This is a genomic window from Bacillus sp. DHT2, assembly GCF_026241455.1.
Taxonomy (GTDB): Bacteria; Bacillota; Bacilli; order Bacillales; family Bacillaceae_G; genus Bacillus_A; species Bacillus_A pseudomycoides.
On record NZ_JAPHWH010000006.1, the window covers coordinates 114,263 to 129,561 of the forward strand.

A 15,299-nucleotide genomic window follows, 5' to 3' on the forward strand; every position below is an offset into this window, starting at 1 on the left:
AAGAAAATAAGACAATTAAAAAGAAAAAGAGGACACTTTCAAATTAGTGAGAAAGATTGTCTTTAGAAGTTCATAAAATGTCTTAATATAGTAACAAATAAACGGTTAGTACTTTCATGAATATATGGAATTTCCATCCGTCGAAGGGGGAGAGTGAGACTTAATGATTCAAATGAAAAATTTCTTTCAAAGTAGAGGGTTTCAGAGGCTTCTTATATTAGTCATTTTAGCCCTTATATTATACGGGCTAAAAAGTATGATTAATTTAATATTGATTACCTTTATCCTTACGTTTCTAATGGATCGCTTTCAAAGATTTATTTCTGAAAAACTTAATCGTTTTGTACGGATAAATAGGAAAGTGATTATCGCCTTTTTATACATTGTTTTAGTTACGTTTATTGTTGCTACGTTATATAAATATTTGCCTGTATTAACGATACAAATTTCACAATTGATTTACCAGTTCAAATTGTTTTTTAAAAATCCCCCTGATAATGAAATGATAAGATATGTGTTTTCTGCAATTAATCAGATGGAAGTATCAAAATATATTGAACAAGGTGTGGATGTTATTTATCAATCTTTGGCGAATATTGGAAAGATAAGTTTACAAATTTTACTTTCCCTTATTTTAAGTTTATTTTTCTTATTAGAAAAAGAGCGTATCATTGTTTTTACTTCAAAATTTGAGGATAGTAAACTTAGTATTTTTTATGAGGAAATTGCATACTTTGGTCAGAAATTTGCGCGTTCATTTGGAAAAGTCATTGAGGCACAGTTTTTAATTGCCGTTGTAAACTGTATTCTTTCTGTCATTGCACTAGTATTTTTAGGTTTCCCGCAGTTACTTGTATTAGCGGTTATGATATTCTTGCTTGGTTTAATTCCTGTTGCAGGTGTTATTATTTCACTATTTCCACTTTGTATCATTGCGTATAATATTGGTGGAATTGCATATGTCGTATACATATTAATTTTTATTGCAGTTATTCATGCAATTGAAAGTTACTTCTTAAATCCGAAATTTATGTCCGCAAAAACGAATTTACCCATTTTTTATACGTTTATGGTTCTTATCTTTTCAGAGCATTTTTTAGGAATATGGGGACTCATTATTGGAATTCCAATCTTTATCTTTTTACTTGATGTGCTTGAAGTGTACGATGGAGAGAAATCGGATCTAAATACGGAATGAATTTTTAAGCTATGCAAAAAGCAATCCAAGTATTTTGGATTGCTTTTTTTATAAGGTCATAATTAGCATGTATTTTACAGTATAGGAGCCATTGTTTCTTTTAGTACTTGAACAGAGTGATCGAACTTTAATTCTTCATCTTCACTTAATTCAACTTCTAAAATTTCACGAACACCTTGACGATTCAAGACTGCAGGAACACCGATATAAACATCTTTTTGTCCATATTGACCTTCAAGATATGCAGATACAGTTAATACGCTATTTTCATCATTTAATATTGCTTTTGTTACACGTAAAAGGGACATACCGATTCCGTAGTATGTTGCACCTTTTCGTTCAATGATGTGATAAGCAGCATCGCGAACATTTATAAAGATTTCATCTAAATCTTGTTGATTAAGGGCATTATCTTTTTCAAGAATCGTTTGTAGTTTTTGAATTCCGATTGATACGTGGCTCCAAACTGGAAGTTCTGTATCACCATGTTCACCGATGATGTAAGCATGAATATTGTGAGAGTCAATATTGAAATATTCTCCTAACATATAGCGGAAACGGGCAGAATCTAGAGTTGTACCAGAACCAATTACACGTTCTTTTGGTAATCCAGATTCTTTCCAAGTTACGTAAGTTAAAATATCTACAGGGTTTGTAGCAATTAAGAAGATACCATCAAATCCGCTATCCATAATACTACGAACAATTTGTTTAAAGATTTTAGCATTTTTTTCAACTAAATCTAAACGTGTTTCACCTGGTTTTTGTGGTAAACCAGCAGTAATTACAACAAGATCTGCATCTTTACAATCTTCATAGCTGCCTTTCCAAACTCTTGTTGGTGCTGGAGCAAAGGGAACTGCATGACTTAAATCCATTGCTTCTCCTTCTGCTTTTGCCTCGTTTACATCAACGAGAACAAATTCTTCTGCAACACCTTGGTTAATCATGCAGTAAGCATAACTACATCCTACTGCACCAGTTCCTACTAATACAACACGGTTAATACCTTTTTTCATATGATAATTCCTCGCTATTTCAGTAATTTTGATATGTAAGAAAGAACATGTCTTACTTCTATAGATTCTAACCTAGTTTATTACATTTCATAAAAGATATTCAAGTATTTCAAAATACATCCGTTTATATAGTTGTGAATCATAGGGAATGAAACATGAGTATCCTCTCTTGAATGTAATCTTTATTAAGAGAAGAAAATTAGGATGCTGAATCCATTAACAATGGAACAGATAATTTATATTATTCATACTATACTTATGAAGACAGAGCATCCGAAATATATATAGGAATACAAAACAACCGGAGTGTTTTGTTTACAAATTGCAGTTATTTTAATAAAATAATAAATATAAATCGTAATAATTACGCTTTAAAGTATATTAAAAGCATAGAAATGGATGGTCGGTCATATGAGTAAAGTAGAAATTCATATATTAGGTGGTTTTTTAGGAAGTGGGAAATCCACATTGCTACAAAATTTACTACTAGCAGAAAAGAAGAAAAATCGAAAAGTTGCTGTTTTAATGAATGAAATAGGAGAATACTCGGTAGATACAGATATTATAGGGAAAGAGAATATTTTAAGAGAACTTTTAAAAGGTTGTATTTGTTGCACCTTAAAAGATGAACTTGAGATTCAGTTACATTCTTTATATCAACAAGAGAGACCAGATGTAATTTATATAGAAACAACCGGAGTTGCTCACCCAATTGAAGTATTAGATGCATGCCTGTCACCTATTTTAGCTCCTTATCTTGACGTGAAATCCATCGTTGTTGTATTAGATGCAATGAGATGGTTAAATCGTGATACACTAAGTAAAAATATTCAACAACTTTTAAATGAACAAATCAAATACGGAAGTCATATCCTCATTAATAAATCAGATTTATTAAAAGATGAGGAGAAGAAAAAAGTTTTAGAAGAAGTAGCAGCAATTAATAAACATGCGAAATTGTATGAAACACAGTATTGTAATATATCTTTAGAGGATATAGAAGGTGTGGAACTTACAGAAAATGAAGAACATGAAACATTACATATGAAGCAGCATTTACATATACAAACGATGACATATCAATTTACAAAATCAATCGATCAAGATCAATTATATGAATGGCTTTCCAATTTATCGCAGGAAATTTATCGTGTAAAAGGATTTGTAAAATTTCATGGAGATAAATATCCGCACTTATTACAATACTCATTTGGTGTACCAATTTTATTGGAACAGGACTTTGGGTTTCCCACAAACTTGGTGATTATTGGTGAGAGTTTAGATAAGAAACAATTGGCAGAAGGATTAGGTGGTTTAGAGAGTAACTCGATTTCATAATTTTTGTTGATATAGAAAAGCAGCGTAGAATTATAGATTCTACGCTGCTTTTGCATGTATAAAAATGATAGTGATTGGAAAGTTAATATTATTTAAAGGAAGCGTAACCTTCATATGCTATAACAACTCTACTATTAATTAAATTTGCTTCTTCCAATGAAATAAGATAAACAGTATCTGCGATCTGCTCAGGTTGAGTTAATTTATTTCCTGTTACTTTTGTTTTCATTACATCAATTAACCCTGAATCGTTATAGCCTTGAATGATGGGTGTATCGACAATGACACCCGATTGCTACTGCAACCACGCCAATACCGTACCGAGCCAATTCTAAAGAAGCTAAGAGCTTTGTGAATAGATTCATACATGAAATGTAAATCGCACTGCATACTTTGGGTTTTTGAAGTGGATTATATTAGAATTAACTAGTGAGTAATCTTTCTGTGTTGTTCATAATTGACATTATTAGGGTGAATATGAGTTTTTTAAGTATAGGTTAAGAAGGTTGAAAGTAATATGCTTTGATCCAAGGAGAATAAGATGAATAAGAAATATAGTTTTAAAAGAACTATTATGATTCCAGCTTCAATAGCCGTTGGTTTAAATAATTTACTAAATTTAAGGAATAAGAATACTACAAATAAGAAGCGTTTTGTGGATTTTCATATACTATTTGATAAGAAAAAAACAATTGAAAACTTCCGTAATCTTTCTGAAGTATACCCAGCCCAAAAGGTGAAACGTAAAGGACATATTTCTCGATTTGATTATGATTTGAAGGATATGAATGTTACGTACAGCTATAATGGGAAACAATCAACTCTTGATGAGTTTCTTAAAAACACGACGGCGACAGGCTTTTTCATTATGAAAGATCATAAAGTTGTAAATGAGCGATACTTTCATGGAAATACGTGCAAATCTCTTAATACTTCATGGTCTGTAGCAAAATCTTTTTTATCTGCTTTAGTAGGTATAGCGATTGATGAAGGGGATATTAAATCAGTAAAGGATCCAATCATTGCTTATTTGCCAGAGTTAAAGGAATCCGGATATAAAAATGTTTCTATTAAGGAATGTCTACAGATGTGCTCTGGTATTTATTTCAATGAAGATTATCATAATTTGTCATCAGATTTTTATATGCTGATGCAAGCGTCATTGACTGCAAGTAAGAGTGTAAATGAGTATATAAATCAATTTAAGTATAAAGAATTTTCTGGGAAATTTTCTTATAAAAGTATAGATGCGCAAGTGTTAGGCATGCTGACTGCAAAAGCAACTGGACGGAACTTAGCACAATATTTGCAAGAGAAAATATGGGAACCGCTTGGAATGGAGTCCCATGCATTTTGGAATATAGGTAGTGATGGGAGCATGATATCTTATTCTTTCTTGAATGCTACGTTGAGAGATTTTGCTAGATTTGGATTACTCTACTTACATAATGGAAATTGGAAGGGGAAACAGATTATTTCTGAAGAGTGGATTCGAGAATCAACCATACCTGAAAGATATAATCTACTGAAAGATAATCAATCTCATTTCACTGATAATTATCAGTATCAATGGTGGACTCCTGGACCAGATTATATAGTTGGAGAATTTCTTGCTATAGGAATTTGGGGGCAGAATATTTATATAAACCAACCAGAAAACCTTGTTATTGTGAGAACAAGTGCTGATTCTAGTTTTGAAAAACATCACTACGAAATGTATGCTGTTTATCGTGCAATAGTAGACTTTTTACGTAAAGAGTCTTAAGAGTAGTGCGATTGGGGGAAAAGATTAACTCATTTTGGAAGTTAGTCTTTTTTGTAGGGCTAATATATTAGAGGAAGAGAACAGTTATTTTAATGTATTTGTTCAAGGGATGATATGTATAATGCGAATAATTGTATGAATATTTACAAATGTATTGGAAGGGATTTGGAAATGTCTGGCGAATGTAGAGGTACTTCGAGAAATTTCTATTGACAACATAGTTCACATTGTTAAAAACAAGAAGTCATGATTACGGATGGTTACTTTGGCGTATTTGATTCTATCAGAAAGTAAAGTATGGGGAGGATCACAATGTCAGCAAAAAAACGTAAGTGGCTAAAAATGGTGTTTACGGGATGTATTCTTGGTTCATTATTAGTAACAGCAGGATGTTCAGGGGAAAAAGCAAGTACAGATGATGAGAAGACGATTAAGGTAGGTGTTCTTGCTTCGTTAACAGGACCGCTTGAATCATATGGGAAACAAACGGTAAACGGGTTTGAACTAGGGCTAGATTACGCAACAGGCGGAACAGGGAAAGTAGATGGGAAGAAGATTAAGTTTGTTGTAGAAGATACGGAAACAAAAGCGGATGTAGCAGTTAAAAAAGCTACGAAACTATTAGAGGAAGACAAGGTTGATTTTCTTGTTGGATCTTCGAGTTCAAGTGATACATTAGCAGTGTTACCACTAGCGGAAGAATATGAAAAAATAATGGTTGTTGAACCTGCAGTTGCAGATAGTATTACGGGGAAGAACTGGAATAAATATATTTTTAGAACAGGCAGAAATTCATCTCAAGATGCAATTTCTGGTGCTGCATCCATCGCTAAGAAAGATGTAAAGATTGCAACACTTGCTCCAGATAACGCCTTTGGTCGTGAAGGAATTGCTGCATTTAAAGCGGGAGCGAAGAAGCTAGGGGCGAATATTGTAAATGAACAATATGCTGATACGAATTCTACTGATTTTACTGCAAATATTCAAAACATCGTTAGTTCAAAACCAGATTATTTATTTGTTGTTTGGGCTGGTGCGAATTCACCATGGAAGCAATTAAAAGATATGAATGTAGAAGCGCAAGGGATTAAGATTTCAACGGGGGCACCGGATATACCAGCATTAAAGACGATGGATGCATTAGTGGGCATGCAAGGATTTTCAGTATATTATCATACACTTCCGAAAAATAAAGTGAACGAGTGGCTAGTGGAAGAACATAAGAAACGTTTCAATGGAACAGTTCCAGATTTGTTTACAGCTGGAGGAATGTCAGCAGCAATTTCCATCGTTGAAGGATTAAAGAAAACAAAAGGCGATACAGATGTTGATACGCTTATTAAGAAAATGGAAGGAATGGAATTTGAAACACCAAAAGGAAAAATGAAATTTAGAGAGAAAGACCACCAAGCTTTGCAAGCGCTTTATTCTGTAACGCTACAAAAACAAGAGGGTGTTGATTATCCAGTACCTGTTCTAGAGCGAGAATTAACAATGAAAGAAACAGAGCCACCAATTCAAAATAAATAGATTGAATATTCGGTAATAAAAAGATGTAAAGAGAGGAGGTTATCTCTCTTTACATCAACTTCTCTTTTTCACCCTGAAAATATGAATTCTTTGAGGAGGGTATAGAGTGAAGAACTTGTTAGAGACTAGAAATCTTTGTGTCTCATTTGGAGAACATCATGTCATTAAAGACGTAAATTTGATGATACCAAAAGGAAAACTTATTTCTATTATTGGACCCAACGGAGCAGGGAAGACAACTCTATTTAACTTGTTAAGTGGACAGATTTCTCCAACAAAAGGTGAGATTTATTTTAAAGAACGTGACATTACAAAGTTATCGATTCCAGAGCGAACCCGCCTTGGTATGGGACGCTCTTTCCAGCTTACAAATATTTTTCCGGAATTAACAGTGATTGAAAATGTACGCTTAAGTGTACAGTCGTTTGTTCAAGATTATTATAGTTTTTTTCCAAACTTCTCACGATTCAAGCAGCAGATGGGAGAGGCGAGACGTATTTTGAAGACAGTATTGCTTCACGAAAAAGAAGAAGTGCTAGCGAAAGATTTAGCACATGGGGAAAAGAGAAAATTAGAACTGGCCATGCTGCTAGCGCTCAGAACAGATGTATTGCTACTTGATGAACCAACAGCGGGTATCTCTGTTGAGGAAGTCCCAGCTATTCTTCAAGTGATAGAGAATATAAAGAAAAATCGTGAGAATACAATTGTACTTATTGAACACAAAATGGATATGGTTCTACATGTATCAGATCATTTAATTGTACTATTTCATGGCGAGTTATTGGCCGAAGGGTTACCAGAAGAGATTATGAAGGATGAACGTGTACAAACGGCATACTTAGGGGGATTATACGGTGACACTATTAAAAGTGGATAATATAGAAACGTATTTGGATCAGTTTCATATTTTGCAAGGCGTTTCTTTTATGGTTGAGAAAGGAACAATCACCGTATTGTTCGGAAGAAATGGGGCTGGAAAAACAACGACTTTACGTTCAATTATGGGGTTTAATCGGATTTCTAATGGAGAAATTTATTATTGTGATGAGAAAGTAAATGGTTTATCTACTCATCTGATTTCGCGAAAAGGAATGGGCTATGTGCCAGAAAATCAAGGGATCTTTCATGATTTAACGGTAGAAGAAACATTTGCTCTCGCTGGAGTAAAGAAAGGGATAGAATATGCAGAAAAGGTAGAATGGATGCTCGATTTATTTCCGGATTTAAAACAATATTGGAATAAAAAAAGTGGGCTGTTGAGCGGAGGACAAAAGCAAATGCTGGCGATTTCAAGAGCGTTCATTAATAGTGATGGATTGCTATTAATTGATGAGCCAAGTAAAGGATTAGCGCCGATTATGATTGAAAAGTTAATGTCGGCTATTTTGAAAATGAAAGAGAAAACGACTGTTTTGCTTGTAGAACAAAACTTTATGATGGCAAGCCAGATAGGTGATTATTTTTACATTATGGACAATGGAAAAATCGTGCATAACGGTCCAATGAATGAACTGAAAGAAGATAAGGAAACATGTCATAAGTATCTGGGGATTTCTTAACATTGATACGGAGGAGGTATGGAACGTGGATGTGTTAGTTAACTTATTTGTAAATGGCGTTTCGACAGGTATGCTTATTTTCTTATTAGCATCGGGACTTTCACTTATTTTTGGTTTAATGAGTGTACTCAATTTTGCCCATGGTGGATTGTTTGCCTGGGGAGCTTTTACAGGGGTTTGGTTATTCAATATGACTGGTAGCTATGTACTTGCATTAATAGGTGCGATTTTGATGGGAATGTTTCTTGGTTTCGTTTTAGAAAGATTCCTTATTCGTCCTGTTTATGGAAATCATGTTCGACAACTTCTCGTTACACTTGGTGGAATGCTTGTACTTAGTGAATGTATAAAAGTATTTTGGGGACCGAATCCAATTAGTGCTAAATTACCAACATGGTTACAAGGAAGCTTGACATTTGATGGAATTATATTAATAAAGTATCGATTGTTTGTTATTATTGTTGGGGTACTTATTTATATTGGCCTGATGTTGTTACTACGTAAAACAAAAATTGGTCTTATGATTCGTGCGGGTGTAATAGATAAGGAGATGGTTCAAGCTCTTGGTATTAACATAAAGGCGATATTTTCATTTGTCTTTTTATTAGGGGCTGGAATGGCCGCGTTAGGGGGATTTCTCCTTGCTCCATATTCAGGAGTTATTTTCGCTGAAATGGGTATGCAGTATGCAATTTTAGCTTTTATTGTTGTCATTATCGGAGGATTGGGAAGCGTGCAAGGTTCAGCGATTGCGTCTTTAATTGTTGGATTGGCTGGAGCGTTTACGGCTTATTATTTACCTGATTTATCACTCGCAATAAATATGTTAATGTTGTTGTTTTTCTTGGTAGTCAAGCCAACGGGGCTCGTTGGTGAAAAGGGGTGAAAAGGTGAATAATACATTTAATCGGGCCGGGATATATTTTGGGCTAGTTGTATTGATTTGTTTAAGTGTATTCCCTTTCGTAAATGATTCACGGAGCTTACTCATTTTGTTTACACAAGTTTTCATCTTTGCTATATTTGCAATGAGTTTTGATATTCTTCTTGGATATACAGGAATTGTTTCATTCGGTCATTGCATGTTTTTTGGAATAGGTGCTTATTGTGTTGCACTCTTACTAGATCGACAAGAGGTTTCTATAGCAAGCTTTTTAATCGGTATTGGGATAGCTGTTGTACTATCAACGATAATCAGTTATATAATCGGTATGCTTTCTTTACGATTAAAAAGTCATTTTTATGCAATGTTAACACTTGCGATTTCCCAACTATTCTTTGTACTTGCTGAAAAATGGCGGTCTTTCACACATGGAGGAGATGGCTTTACATTCCGTGTACCTGATATGTTTCGTGACCGTTTCACATTTTACTATATTACACTCATATGTCTAGTCGTCATCTTTCTATTGCTTCGCTTATTTACACAATCTTCTATTGGAAAAGTGTTAAAGGCAATTTCGCAAAATGAGCAACGTGTAGAAGCACTTGGATATAAAATTCTCCACTATAAAATTATTGCGAGCATAGTTGCGGGAGTAGTAGCAGCGCTTAGCGGTGGTTTATTTGTCATCACATTACGCTTTGTAAATACAACTGTTTTTTCAATTGAAATGACTTTAAATGCTCTGTTAATGACAATGATTGGGGGAGTTGGCACATTAGTTGGAGCAATCGCTGGCGCAGGGATTATTGAGTTTTTAAAGTATTATTTATCAGAACTTGCAGCGCAGTATCCAATCTTTGAGAGATGGACGATCTTTCTTGGGTTACTATATATTATTGTGTTATTAGGTTTCCCAACAGGGTTAACTGGTACGGTTAAAAAAATAAGAAGTATAACAAAAAAGAAGGGGCCAGAGAAAAGTAAGGAAGTTGAGCATAGTACATGAAACTCCGTCCTTGAGATTTAGAGAGAAATGTGGAAGATAGGTGAAAGTTAGCCATCAGCGGTGGAACCTTCCGTTGATGAAGATATCACCTTATGAGATGGATAAAGGAATGTGAAATCGTATGTGATAAAAGTACAAATTCTTGATGTGTCAAGGTTTGTGCTTTTTATTTTGGAGATTTTTAGATGAGTGATTAGTATGACTATGGTATGGGAAATGGGCGTTTTATCGAATGAAGAGTATCGTACTATTTGTAAATGGGTTTAGAACTCAGCAGGTAAAGGCAATACTGAGCCATATTAGGAATGTATGTGAAAGGATGATTGTATGTTTGAGGAAGAAGGCATAGTTTTAATTATGGAACCTGTGGATGAAAGAGATCTTAGGAAATTCATTTTGACTATACCTCAGTCAGTTTATAAGAAAAAAGAAATTTCCTTACAATATGGAGCGGCTATAGGGGAAGGATACACAAATATTATTGAGGAAATTATCGGTGTACATATAGAATCAGAACTTGTAACAGTTATAGGATATGTAGGGAAGTAAACGTTAGTATAAAGGAATCGGCATACTTAATTGTATCTTAAGTATGTCTTTTTTCGGTTGTATACAAATTTGAAATAGGCACTGTGACAAGTAAAGAAATGAAGGAGTTTTTGAAAAACTATGTACTAACAGTAGGTAGCATGAAAGAGTGTGATGTAGAAGGTACGATTTCTGAATCGTTAACAGGTTATACCGTATTACTAATAGATGGAATGGGAGAAATACTACTATTAGAAACACAATTATGGAAATCAAGGAGTGTTAACAGCTAGAGAAAAATCAACAAACGAGCCTGTTGTATATGAAATTCGTTCCATGAAAACCCCGTATGTTTTTCAAAATTGATTATGAAAAGGAAATTGAAAAGTCCTGCTAGAATATATAAGTTGAGGTAATGAAAATGGAAATGAAGTAGCTAGTATTCTAGAATGACAGTATAGCGAAAGGGATAGGTGTTTATAAATATAGTAGAAGAAACGTTAGTATTCAGCTAGGAGGTAAAAAATGAAGTTGAAAAAGACGATGTTACTTGTGTTTTTAATTACAATCGGTTTAATGGGCTGCTCTATGATTGAAGAGGGTAAGAATTCAATTGATTATGCTCAAAAGGCGACAGACTATGTTAATAAAGTGAGTGCGTTTGCAAATGAAGCGCCGGGGTTAGTAGAAAAAGCAATCAATGATAGTGCTGCTCGAAAAGAATTAGAGACTAAGCTCGGAGATATTCAAAAGGATATCCCAGCTTTTAATGAATTGACACCCCCGGATGTAGCGAAGGACATCCATCAGCAAATTGTTGGATATAACGAAAAATTAAATGCATTAATTGATACAACTATGAAAAAGATAGAAGAAGGGAAAATAGATGTAGAACAATTTAAAAACTCAGAGCTTATGAAGACAGTGCAACAAGTTCAAGATTTAAAAGATAAAGTTCAAAATTTAGGGCAGTAGAGAGGATATGAAAAAAGTCCGTTATTTATAACGGACTTTTTTAACGCGAGAATATTATAATAAGGCGTGTACTTGTTATTGGATAGAAAAAACGACGATCCCAATTATAATAATAATGTTACCAATGACTTTTCTTTTTGTTATTTTCTCTCCTAAGAAATACCAACCGAATACTAAAATAATGACATAGCTAAGAGATTCTAATACAGGAGCCTGTTTTAATGGAACACCTTTTAGTGCAATAACGTTTAGCCCAGCATTAATTACAAATAAAGAATAGCCGATAATAACATAAGGGTTGACATATTCTCTTAATTTGGAATCATATTCTTGTAGAGTTGCTTTTTTGAGTAAAATTTGTGAGTAATTTGCTAAAATAATACCGAAAATATATAACAATATATAATTATTCATCTTTCGTCACCACCACAATTCCAATCATAATGATAGCTGCACCGAGTAAATTGTTCCATTTTATCGTCTCACCTAAAAAGATAACGGACCATAACATGGACCATAATATGATGATCCCTCGGTGGGAATATGCTTTAGAAATTTCAAAATGTTTAATTACCTGTTGCCAAAGAATAGCATAGCCAAATAAAATTACAACAAGTCCAAAATAGGCGATGAAAAACGAAATGGATGAAACAGGGAATTTAGCTGCCCATTTCATATAAAGCAGGATGATAGAATATAGCAAGAAAGCTACATGTAAAAATACATAATTTTTCATAGTCGGTTTCATATATTCACTCTCTTTTAGATGTAAATACATTAATTTGAAAAGAATGCATTTCATCTATGTTTTCTTATTACATGGAATGTGGTTTGAAATGGTTTTTTGTTTTATAATGTGTATACTTTGTCTATCTCCTCACATTCCAAGGTATATAATACCATGAGTGATGTTGTAAAACAATATAAGGAAACGAGTGGCTTTTTAATATAGAAGCCACTCGTTTCCTTATATTCATTATGTAATTTCTATTTCATTATTAAAGTAAAGATATTCATAGAATCATTAAACTTCATATTTGTTTTTTCCATTGCTCAATGATTCTTACTCTTTTATTGGTTGCATCCATCTCCACTTGTACACCAATTGGCATCGTCATCATCGGATGGGTATGGCAACAATCAAAGTCTGCTAGAAATGGAATGTTACGATTTTGGAGTACTTCTAATAATATTTCATAAGGTTTCCGATGTGTACCACAATCATCAAATTGTTCATGCTTTCCAAGAATGATTCCTGAAACTTTATCAAATACACCGTTAATTTTAAGTAATGAAAAACTTCTTTCAATGGTAGCTGCATCTTTGGAGCTATCTTCAATAAAGAGAATATCTCCTTCTTTAATACCAGGCATAAATGGGCTACCCCATATACCTTGTATTGTATTTAAGTTGCCACCAATTAGTCTTCCAGTTGTTTTTCCGCCATTTACACAAATCCACTCGTTTTTTCTTAGTTCTTTGTCCTTTGTTTTTTCTTCCCAGTTTATAAAGTCATCTGTCCAAAATAAAGGTTGCTTTACCTTGTAAGGAATTTCTTGTTCTTCCATTAAAGCTTCTGCAAAGTATGTATAAGTGGAATCCACAAAAGGCTCAAATTCACCAAAAGAAGGAACAAGTGCTGGTCCATAAAATGTAGTAATGCCTGTTTGTGCATAGATTCCAAGTAGTAAAGCTGTAGTGTCTGAATACCCAATCATAATTTTTGGATTTTCTTTCAATGCTTTGTAATCAATATAAGGTAAAAGAGAATTTGAATTCATCCCGCCAATTGTTGACATGATGCATGTAACATTCAGATTTCTAATTAATGCATTTAGTTCTTCAGCACGTTCTTGAATGCTTCCTGAACGATAAAAATCCTGCTTACCTGTAAGGTTACCTTCCAATATATGGAACCCTTTATCTTGTAAATATTTTTTAGCTCGATTAAATCTTTTGGGAGATGTATATGTTACAGGTGAAGAAGGAGAGTAAATGCCAATAGTATCTCCTTTTTTTAAGGGATTAAGTAGTATCATTGTATCAAACCTTTCTTGTTTCGATTAGGAATTTAAGTAGTTTCAGGATTTAATATTTGAAAATTTATATTATTGAATTTTTGGTAGTATAACATATTCTTAACAAATAATCTTGAAAAAATAGTTATCGTAGATTATTTACTGTTTGACCTTGACGGTTTAAAGACATTGTTGTTATGGTTAAATTTGAAATTATAATAGGTAGAGTAAAAGGAGTTTTATTGATGAAAAGGTTAGGATGGAGAAGCGTAACAATACTCTGTGCTATTATTTTAGGTTCATGTTGGTTCTTTTTCCAAGGGAGTATTCTAGAGAAGAATGGTATTAATGTTTCCGAAGCAAAAGAAAAAATGACAATAGATGGTCCGCCCCTACAAGTAGCAGAGTTACCAAAAACAGGATTAACTGAAAAGATGATCCCACAAAAATATGTACCAGTAGTTGAAGCGAAAGCAGCAATGATCATTGATGCAAGTAATGGGCAAGTCATGTATAAAAACAATGAAGAAGAGCTACTTGCCCCGGCGAGTATGTCAAAGATGATGACAGCATATATTCTTTTAGAAAACATACATAAAGGAAAGGTCCATTGGGAAGATCAAGTGAAAATAAGTGCGAAATCGGCACAAGCAGAAGGTGCGAGAATTCCGGTACAAACGGGGGATGTATTAACGGTTAAAGACCTATACCATGCGTTAATGATCCAATCGGCCAACAATTCTGCAGTTGCTTTAGCGGAACATATAGCAAAAACTGAGCAAGATTTTGCCCATCTTATGAATCAAACAGCGAAACAACTGGAGTTATCAGAAGCAACCAAGTTTGTAAATGCTTCTGGATTGCAAGAGCCTGATGGAAGTGAAACGAAGATGACTGTAGCTGATGTAGCGAAGTTAGCGTATCACCTTGTAACAGATTACCCGGAGATATTAGATGTTACACATTTACGTCAAAGTCAGTTAGCATTTAAAAGCACGATGGTTACGAGTACGAATGAAATGTTGAATCCGGCCAACCAAGGACTTTACTTAGAAGGAATGGATGGACTGAAAACAGGCTTCACTGATAGTGCGGGTTATTGCTTTACTGGGACTGCCAAACAAGGTGATAAGCGACTTGTAACAGTTGTTATGGGTACGAAGAGCCAAATGAAACGTTTTACAGAAACGCATAAACTAATGTCCTATGGTTTCGAGATTGTTAAGTAGGTGAAGGATCTATTATGAAAGAAGACGGCTTGTTTAAAACTCGGATTGAGTGGAAAATAAGCTGTTTTTTTATTTTAAGGGAATATAAAAGGTATCAAAAACAAAAACTAAAAAGTATGAGTGCTATTGTTTGAAAATGTTTTTCTACGTAGATATAATAAAGTTATAAACTTATTATTAATAAGTTTGGGGCGGGATATACCATAATACAGATTAGTGAGCCTCAAAATAAAAATTGGAGGGAA

At 33.9% G+C, this 15,299-nt stretch carries 17 protein-coding genes; 12 read left to right on the top strand and 5 right to left on the bottom strand.

What is annotated here, in order from left to right; translation table 11 throughout:
- The first annotated feature begins 163 nt into the window (after positions 1-163).
- A complete protein-coding gene (locus ORL93_RS16350) occupies positions 164-1,198 on the top strand; it encodes an AI-2E family transporter (protein ID WP_003196941.1) in 1,035 nt (344 codons plus the stop codon).
- Positions 1,199-1,272: 74 nt separating this feature from the next.
- On the opposite strand, the gene ORL93_RS16355 is transcribed toward ORL93_RS16350, so the two are convergent.
- Positions 1,273-2,217 (bottom strand): L-lactate dehydrogenase, encoded by a 945-nt coding sequence (locus ORL93_RS16355; RefSeq protein WP_097794626.1) that lies wholly within the window; start codon positions 2,215-2,217, stop codon positions 1,273-1,275.
- A 411-nt stretch (positions 2,218-2,628) separates the two neighbouring features.
- Here ORL93_RS16355 and ORL93_RS16360 point away from each other — a divergent pair, with 411 nt between their 5' ends.
- The gene (locus ORL93_RS16360) at positions 2,629-3,555 is read left to right on the top strand and encodes a CobW family GTP-binding protein (RefSeq protein ID WP_033796068.1); all 927 of its coding nucleotides are present in this window, start codon (positions 2,629-2,631) and stop codon (positions 3,553-3,555) included.
- A gap of 88 nt (positions 3,556-3,643) precedes the next feature.
- Here the strand turns inward: ORL93_RS16360 and ORL93_RS16365 are convergent, their stop codons facing one another.
- Positions 3,644-3,784, bottom strand: a complete 141-nt coding sequence (locus tag ORL93_RS16365) for a hypothetical protein (RefSeq protein ID WP_176524584.1) — start codon at positions 3,782-3,784, stop codon at positions 3,644-3,646.
- A 312-nt stretch (positions 3,785-4,096) separates the two neighbouring features.
- Between ORL93_RS16365 and ORL93_RS16370 the strand changes: the two genes are divergently transcribed.
- From ORL93_RS16370 to ORL93_RS16410, 9 genes are all read left to right on the top strand, one after another.
- The gene (locus ORL93_RS16370) at positions 4,097-5,320 is read left to right on the top strand and encodes a serine hydrolase domain-containing protein (RefSeq protein ID WP_265959248.1); all 1,224 of its coding nucleotides are present in this window, start codon (positions 4,097-4,099) and stop codon (positions 5,318-5,320) included.
- 312 nt (positions 5,321-5,632) lie between these two features.
- The gene (locus tag ORL93_RS16375; RefSeq protein ID WP_265959250.1) at positions 5,633-6,850 is read left to right on the top strand and encodes a substrate-binding domain-containing protein; all 1,218 of its coding nucleotides are present in this window, start codon (positions 5,633-5,635) and stop codon (positions 6,848-6,850) included.
- A 106-nt stretch (positions 6,851-6,956) separates the two neighbouring features.
- Positions 6,957-7,730, top strand: a complete 774-nt coding sequence (locus ORL93_RS16380; protein WP_097794629.1) for an ABC transporter ATP-binding protein — start codon at positions 6,957-6,959, stop codon at positions 7,728-7,730.
- Complete coding sequence (locus ORL93_RS16385; RefSeq protein ID WP_018781373.1) at positions 7,708-8,412, top strand: branched-chain amino acid ABC transporter ATP-binding protein; 705 nt, start codon at positions 7,708-7,710, stop codon at positions 8,410-8,412. Before ORL93_RS16380 ends, ORL93_RS16385 begins: the two co-directional genes overlap by 23 nt.
- 25 nt (positions 8,413-8,437) lie before the next feature.
- Positions 8,438-9,298 (top strand): branched-chain amino acid ABC transporter permease, encoded by an 861-nt coding sequence (locus tag ORL93_RS16390; protein WP_003196956.1) that lies wholly within the window; start codon positions 8,438-8,440, stop codon positions 9,296-9,298.
- Positions 9,299-9,302: 4 nt separating this feature from the next.
- Complete coding sequence (locus ORL93_RS16395; RefSeq protein WP_097794630.1) at positions 9,303-10,304, top strand: branched-chain amino acid ABC transporter permease; 1,002 nt, start codon at positions 9,303-9,305, stop codon at positions 10,302-10,304.
- A 327-nt stretch (positions 10,305-10,631) separates the two neighbouring features.
- Complete coding sequence (locus ORL93_RS16400) at positions 10,632-10,853, top strand: hypothetical protein (protein WP_003196960.1); 222 nt, start codon at positions 10,632-10,634, stop codon at positions 10,851-10,853.
- Positions 10,854-10,963: 110 nt separating this feature from the next.
- Complete coding sequence (locus ORL93_RS16405; protein ID WP_309534084.1) at positions 10,964-11,125, top strand: spore gernimation protein GerA; 162 nt, start codon at positions 10,964-10,966, stop codon at positions 11,123-11,125.
- Positions 11,126-11,357: 232 nt separating this feature from the next.
- Positions 11,358-11,807: a DUF6376 family protein gene (locus ORL93_RS16410; protein WP_097794631.1), complete on the top strand. Its 450-nt coding sequence runs from the start codon at positions 11,358-11,360 to the stop codon at positions 11,805-11,807.
- Positions 11,808-11,882: 75 nt separating this feature from the next.
- Here ORL93_RS16410 and ORL93_RS16415 read toward each other — a convergent pair whose 3' ends face one another.
- From ORL93_RS16415 to ORL93_RS16425, 3 genes are all read right to left on the bottom strand, one after another.
- Positions 11,883-12,221 carry an EamA family transporter gene (locus tag ORL93_RS16415; RefSeq protein ID WP_018765425.1) on the bottom strand — a complete coding sequence of 113 codons (339 nt, stop codon included), beginning with the start codon at positions 12,219-12,221 and terminating at the stop codon, positions 11,883-11,885.
- A complete protein-coding gene (locus ORL93_RS16420) occupies positions 12,214-12,555 on the bottom strand; it encodes an EamA family transporter (protein ID WP_018765426.1) in 342 nt (113 codons plus the stop codon). The genes ORL93_RS16415 and ORL93_RS16420 overlap by 8 nt, the downstream gene beginning before the upstream one ends.
- A gap of 283 nt (positions 12,556-12,838) precedes the next feature.
- Positions 12,839-13,846: a S66 family peptidase gene (locus ORL93_RS16425; RefSeq protein ID WP_097794632.1), complete on the bottom strand. Its 1,008-nt coding sequence runs from the start codon at positions 13,844-13,846 to the stop codon at positions 12,839-12,841.
- Between the two features lie 224 nt (positions 13,847-14,070).
- Here ORL93_RS16425 and ORL93_RS16430 point away from each other — a divergent pair, with 224 nt between their 5' ends.
- The gene (locus ORL93_RS16430; protein ID WP_097794633.1) at positions 14,071-15,054 is read left to right on the top strand and encodes a D-alanyl-D-alanine carboxypeptidase family protein; all 984 of its coding nucleotides are present in this window, start codon (positions 14,071-14,073) and stop codon (positions 15,052-15,054) included.
- Positions 15,055-15,299: the final 245 nt, after the last annotated feature.

Excerpts from the sequence above, each read along its gene's own strand:
- ORL93_RS16400 (WP_003196960.1), top strand. The coding sequence starts at position 10,632 with ATGTTTGAGGAAGAAGGCATAGTTTTAATTATGGAACCTGTGGATGAA.
- ORL93_RS16420 (WP_018765426.1), bottom strand. The coding sequence starts at position 12,555 with ATGAAACCGACTATGAAAAATTATGTATTTTTACATGTAGCTTTCTTG.
- ORL93_RS16430 (WP_097794633.1), top strand. The coding sequence starts at position 14,071 with ATGAAAAGGTTAGGATGGAGAAGCGTAACAATACTCTGTGCTATTATT.
- ORL93_RS16360 (WP_033796068.1), top strand. The coding sequence starts at position 2,629 with ATGAGTAAAGTAGAAATTCATATATTAGGTGGTTTTTTAGGAAGTGGG.
- ORL93_RS16375 (WP_265959250.1), top strand. The coding sequence starts at position 5,633 with ATGTCAGCAAAAAAACGTAAGTGGCTAAAAATGGTGTTTACGGGATGT.
- ORL93_RS16415 (WP_018765425.1), bottom strand. The coding sequence starts at position 12,221 with ATGAATAATTATATATTGTTATATATTTTCGGTATTATTTTAGCAAAT.
- ORL93_RS16365 (WP_176524584.1), bottom strand. The coding sequence starts at position 3,784 with ATGAAAACAAAAGTAACAGGAAATAAATTAACTCAACCTGAGCAGATC.
- ORL93_RS16350 (WP_003196941.1), top strand. The coding sequence starts at position 164 with ATGATTCAAATGAAAAATTTCTTTCAAAGTAGAGGGTTTCAGAGGCTT.
- ORL93_RS16370 (WP_265959248.1), top strand. The coding sequence starts at position 4,097 with ATGAATAAGAAATATAGTTTTAAAAGAACTATTATGATTCCAGCTTCA.
- ORL93_RS16425 (WP_097794632.1), bottom strand. The coding sequence starts at position 13,846 with ATGATACTACTTAATCCCTTAAAAAAAGGAGATACTATTGGCATTTAC.
- ORL93_RS16410 (WP_097794631.1), top strand. The coding sequence starts at position 11,358 with ATGAAGTTGAAAAAGACGATGTTACTTGTGTTTTTAATTACAATCGGT.
- ORL93_RS16355 (WP_097794626.1), bottom strand. The coding sequence starts at position 2,217 with ATGAAAAAAGGTATTAACCGTGTTGTATTAGTAGGAACTGGTGCAGTA.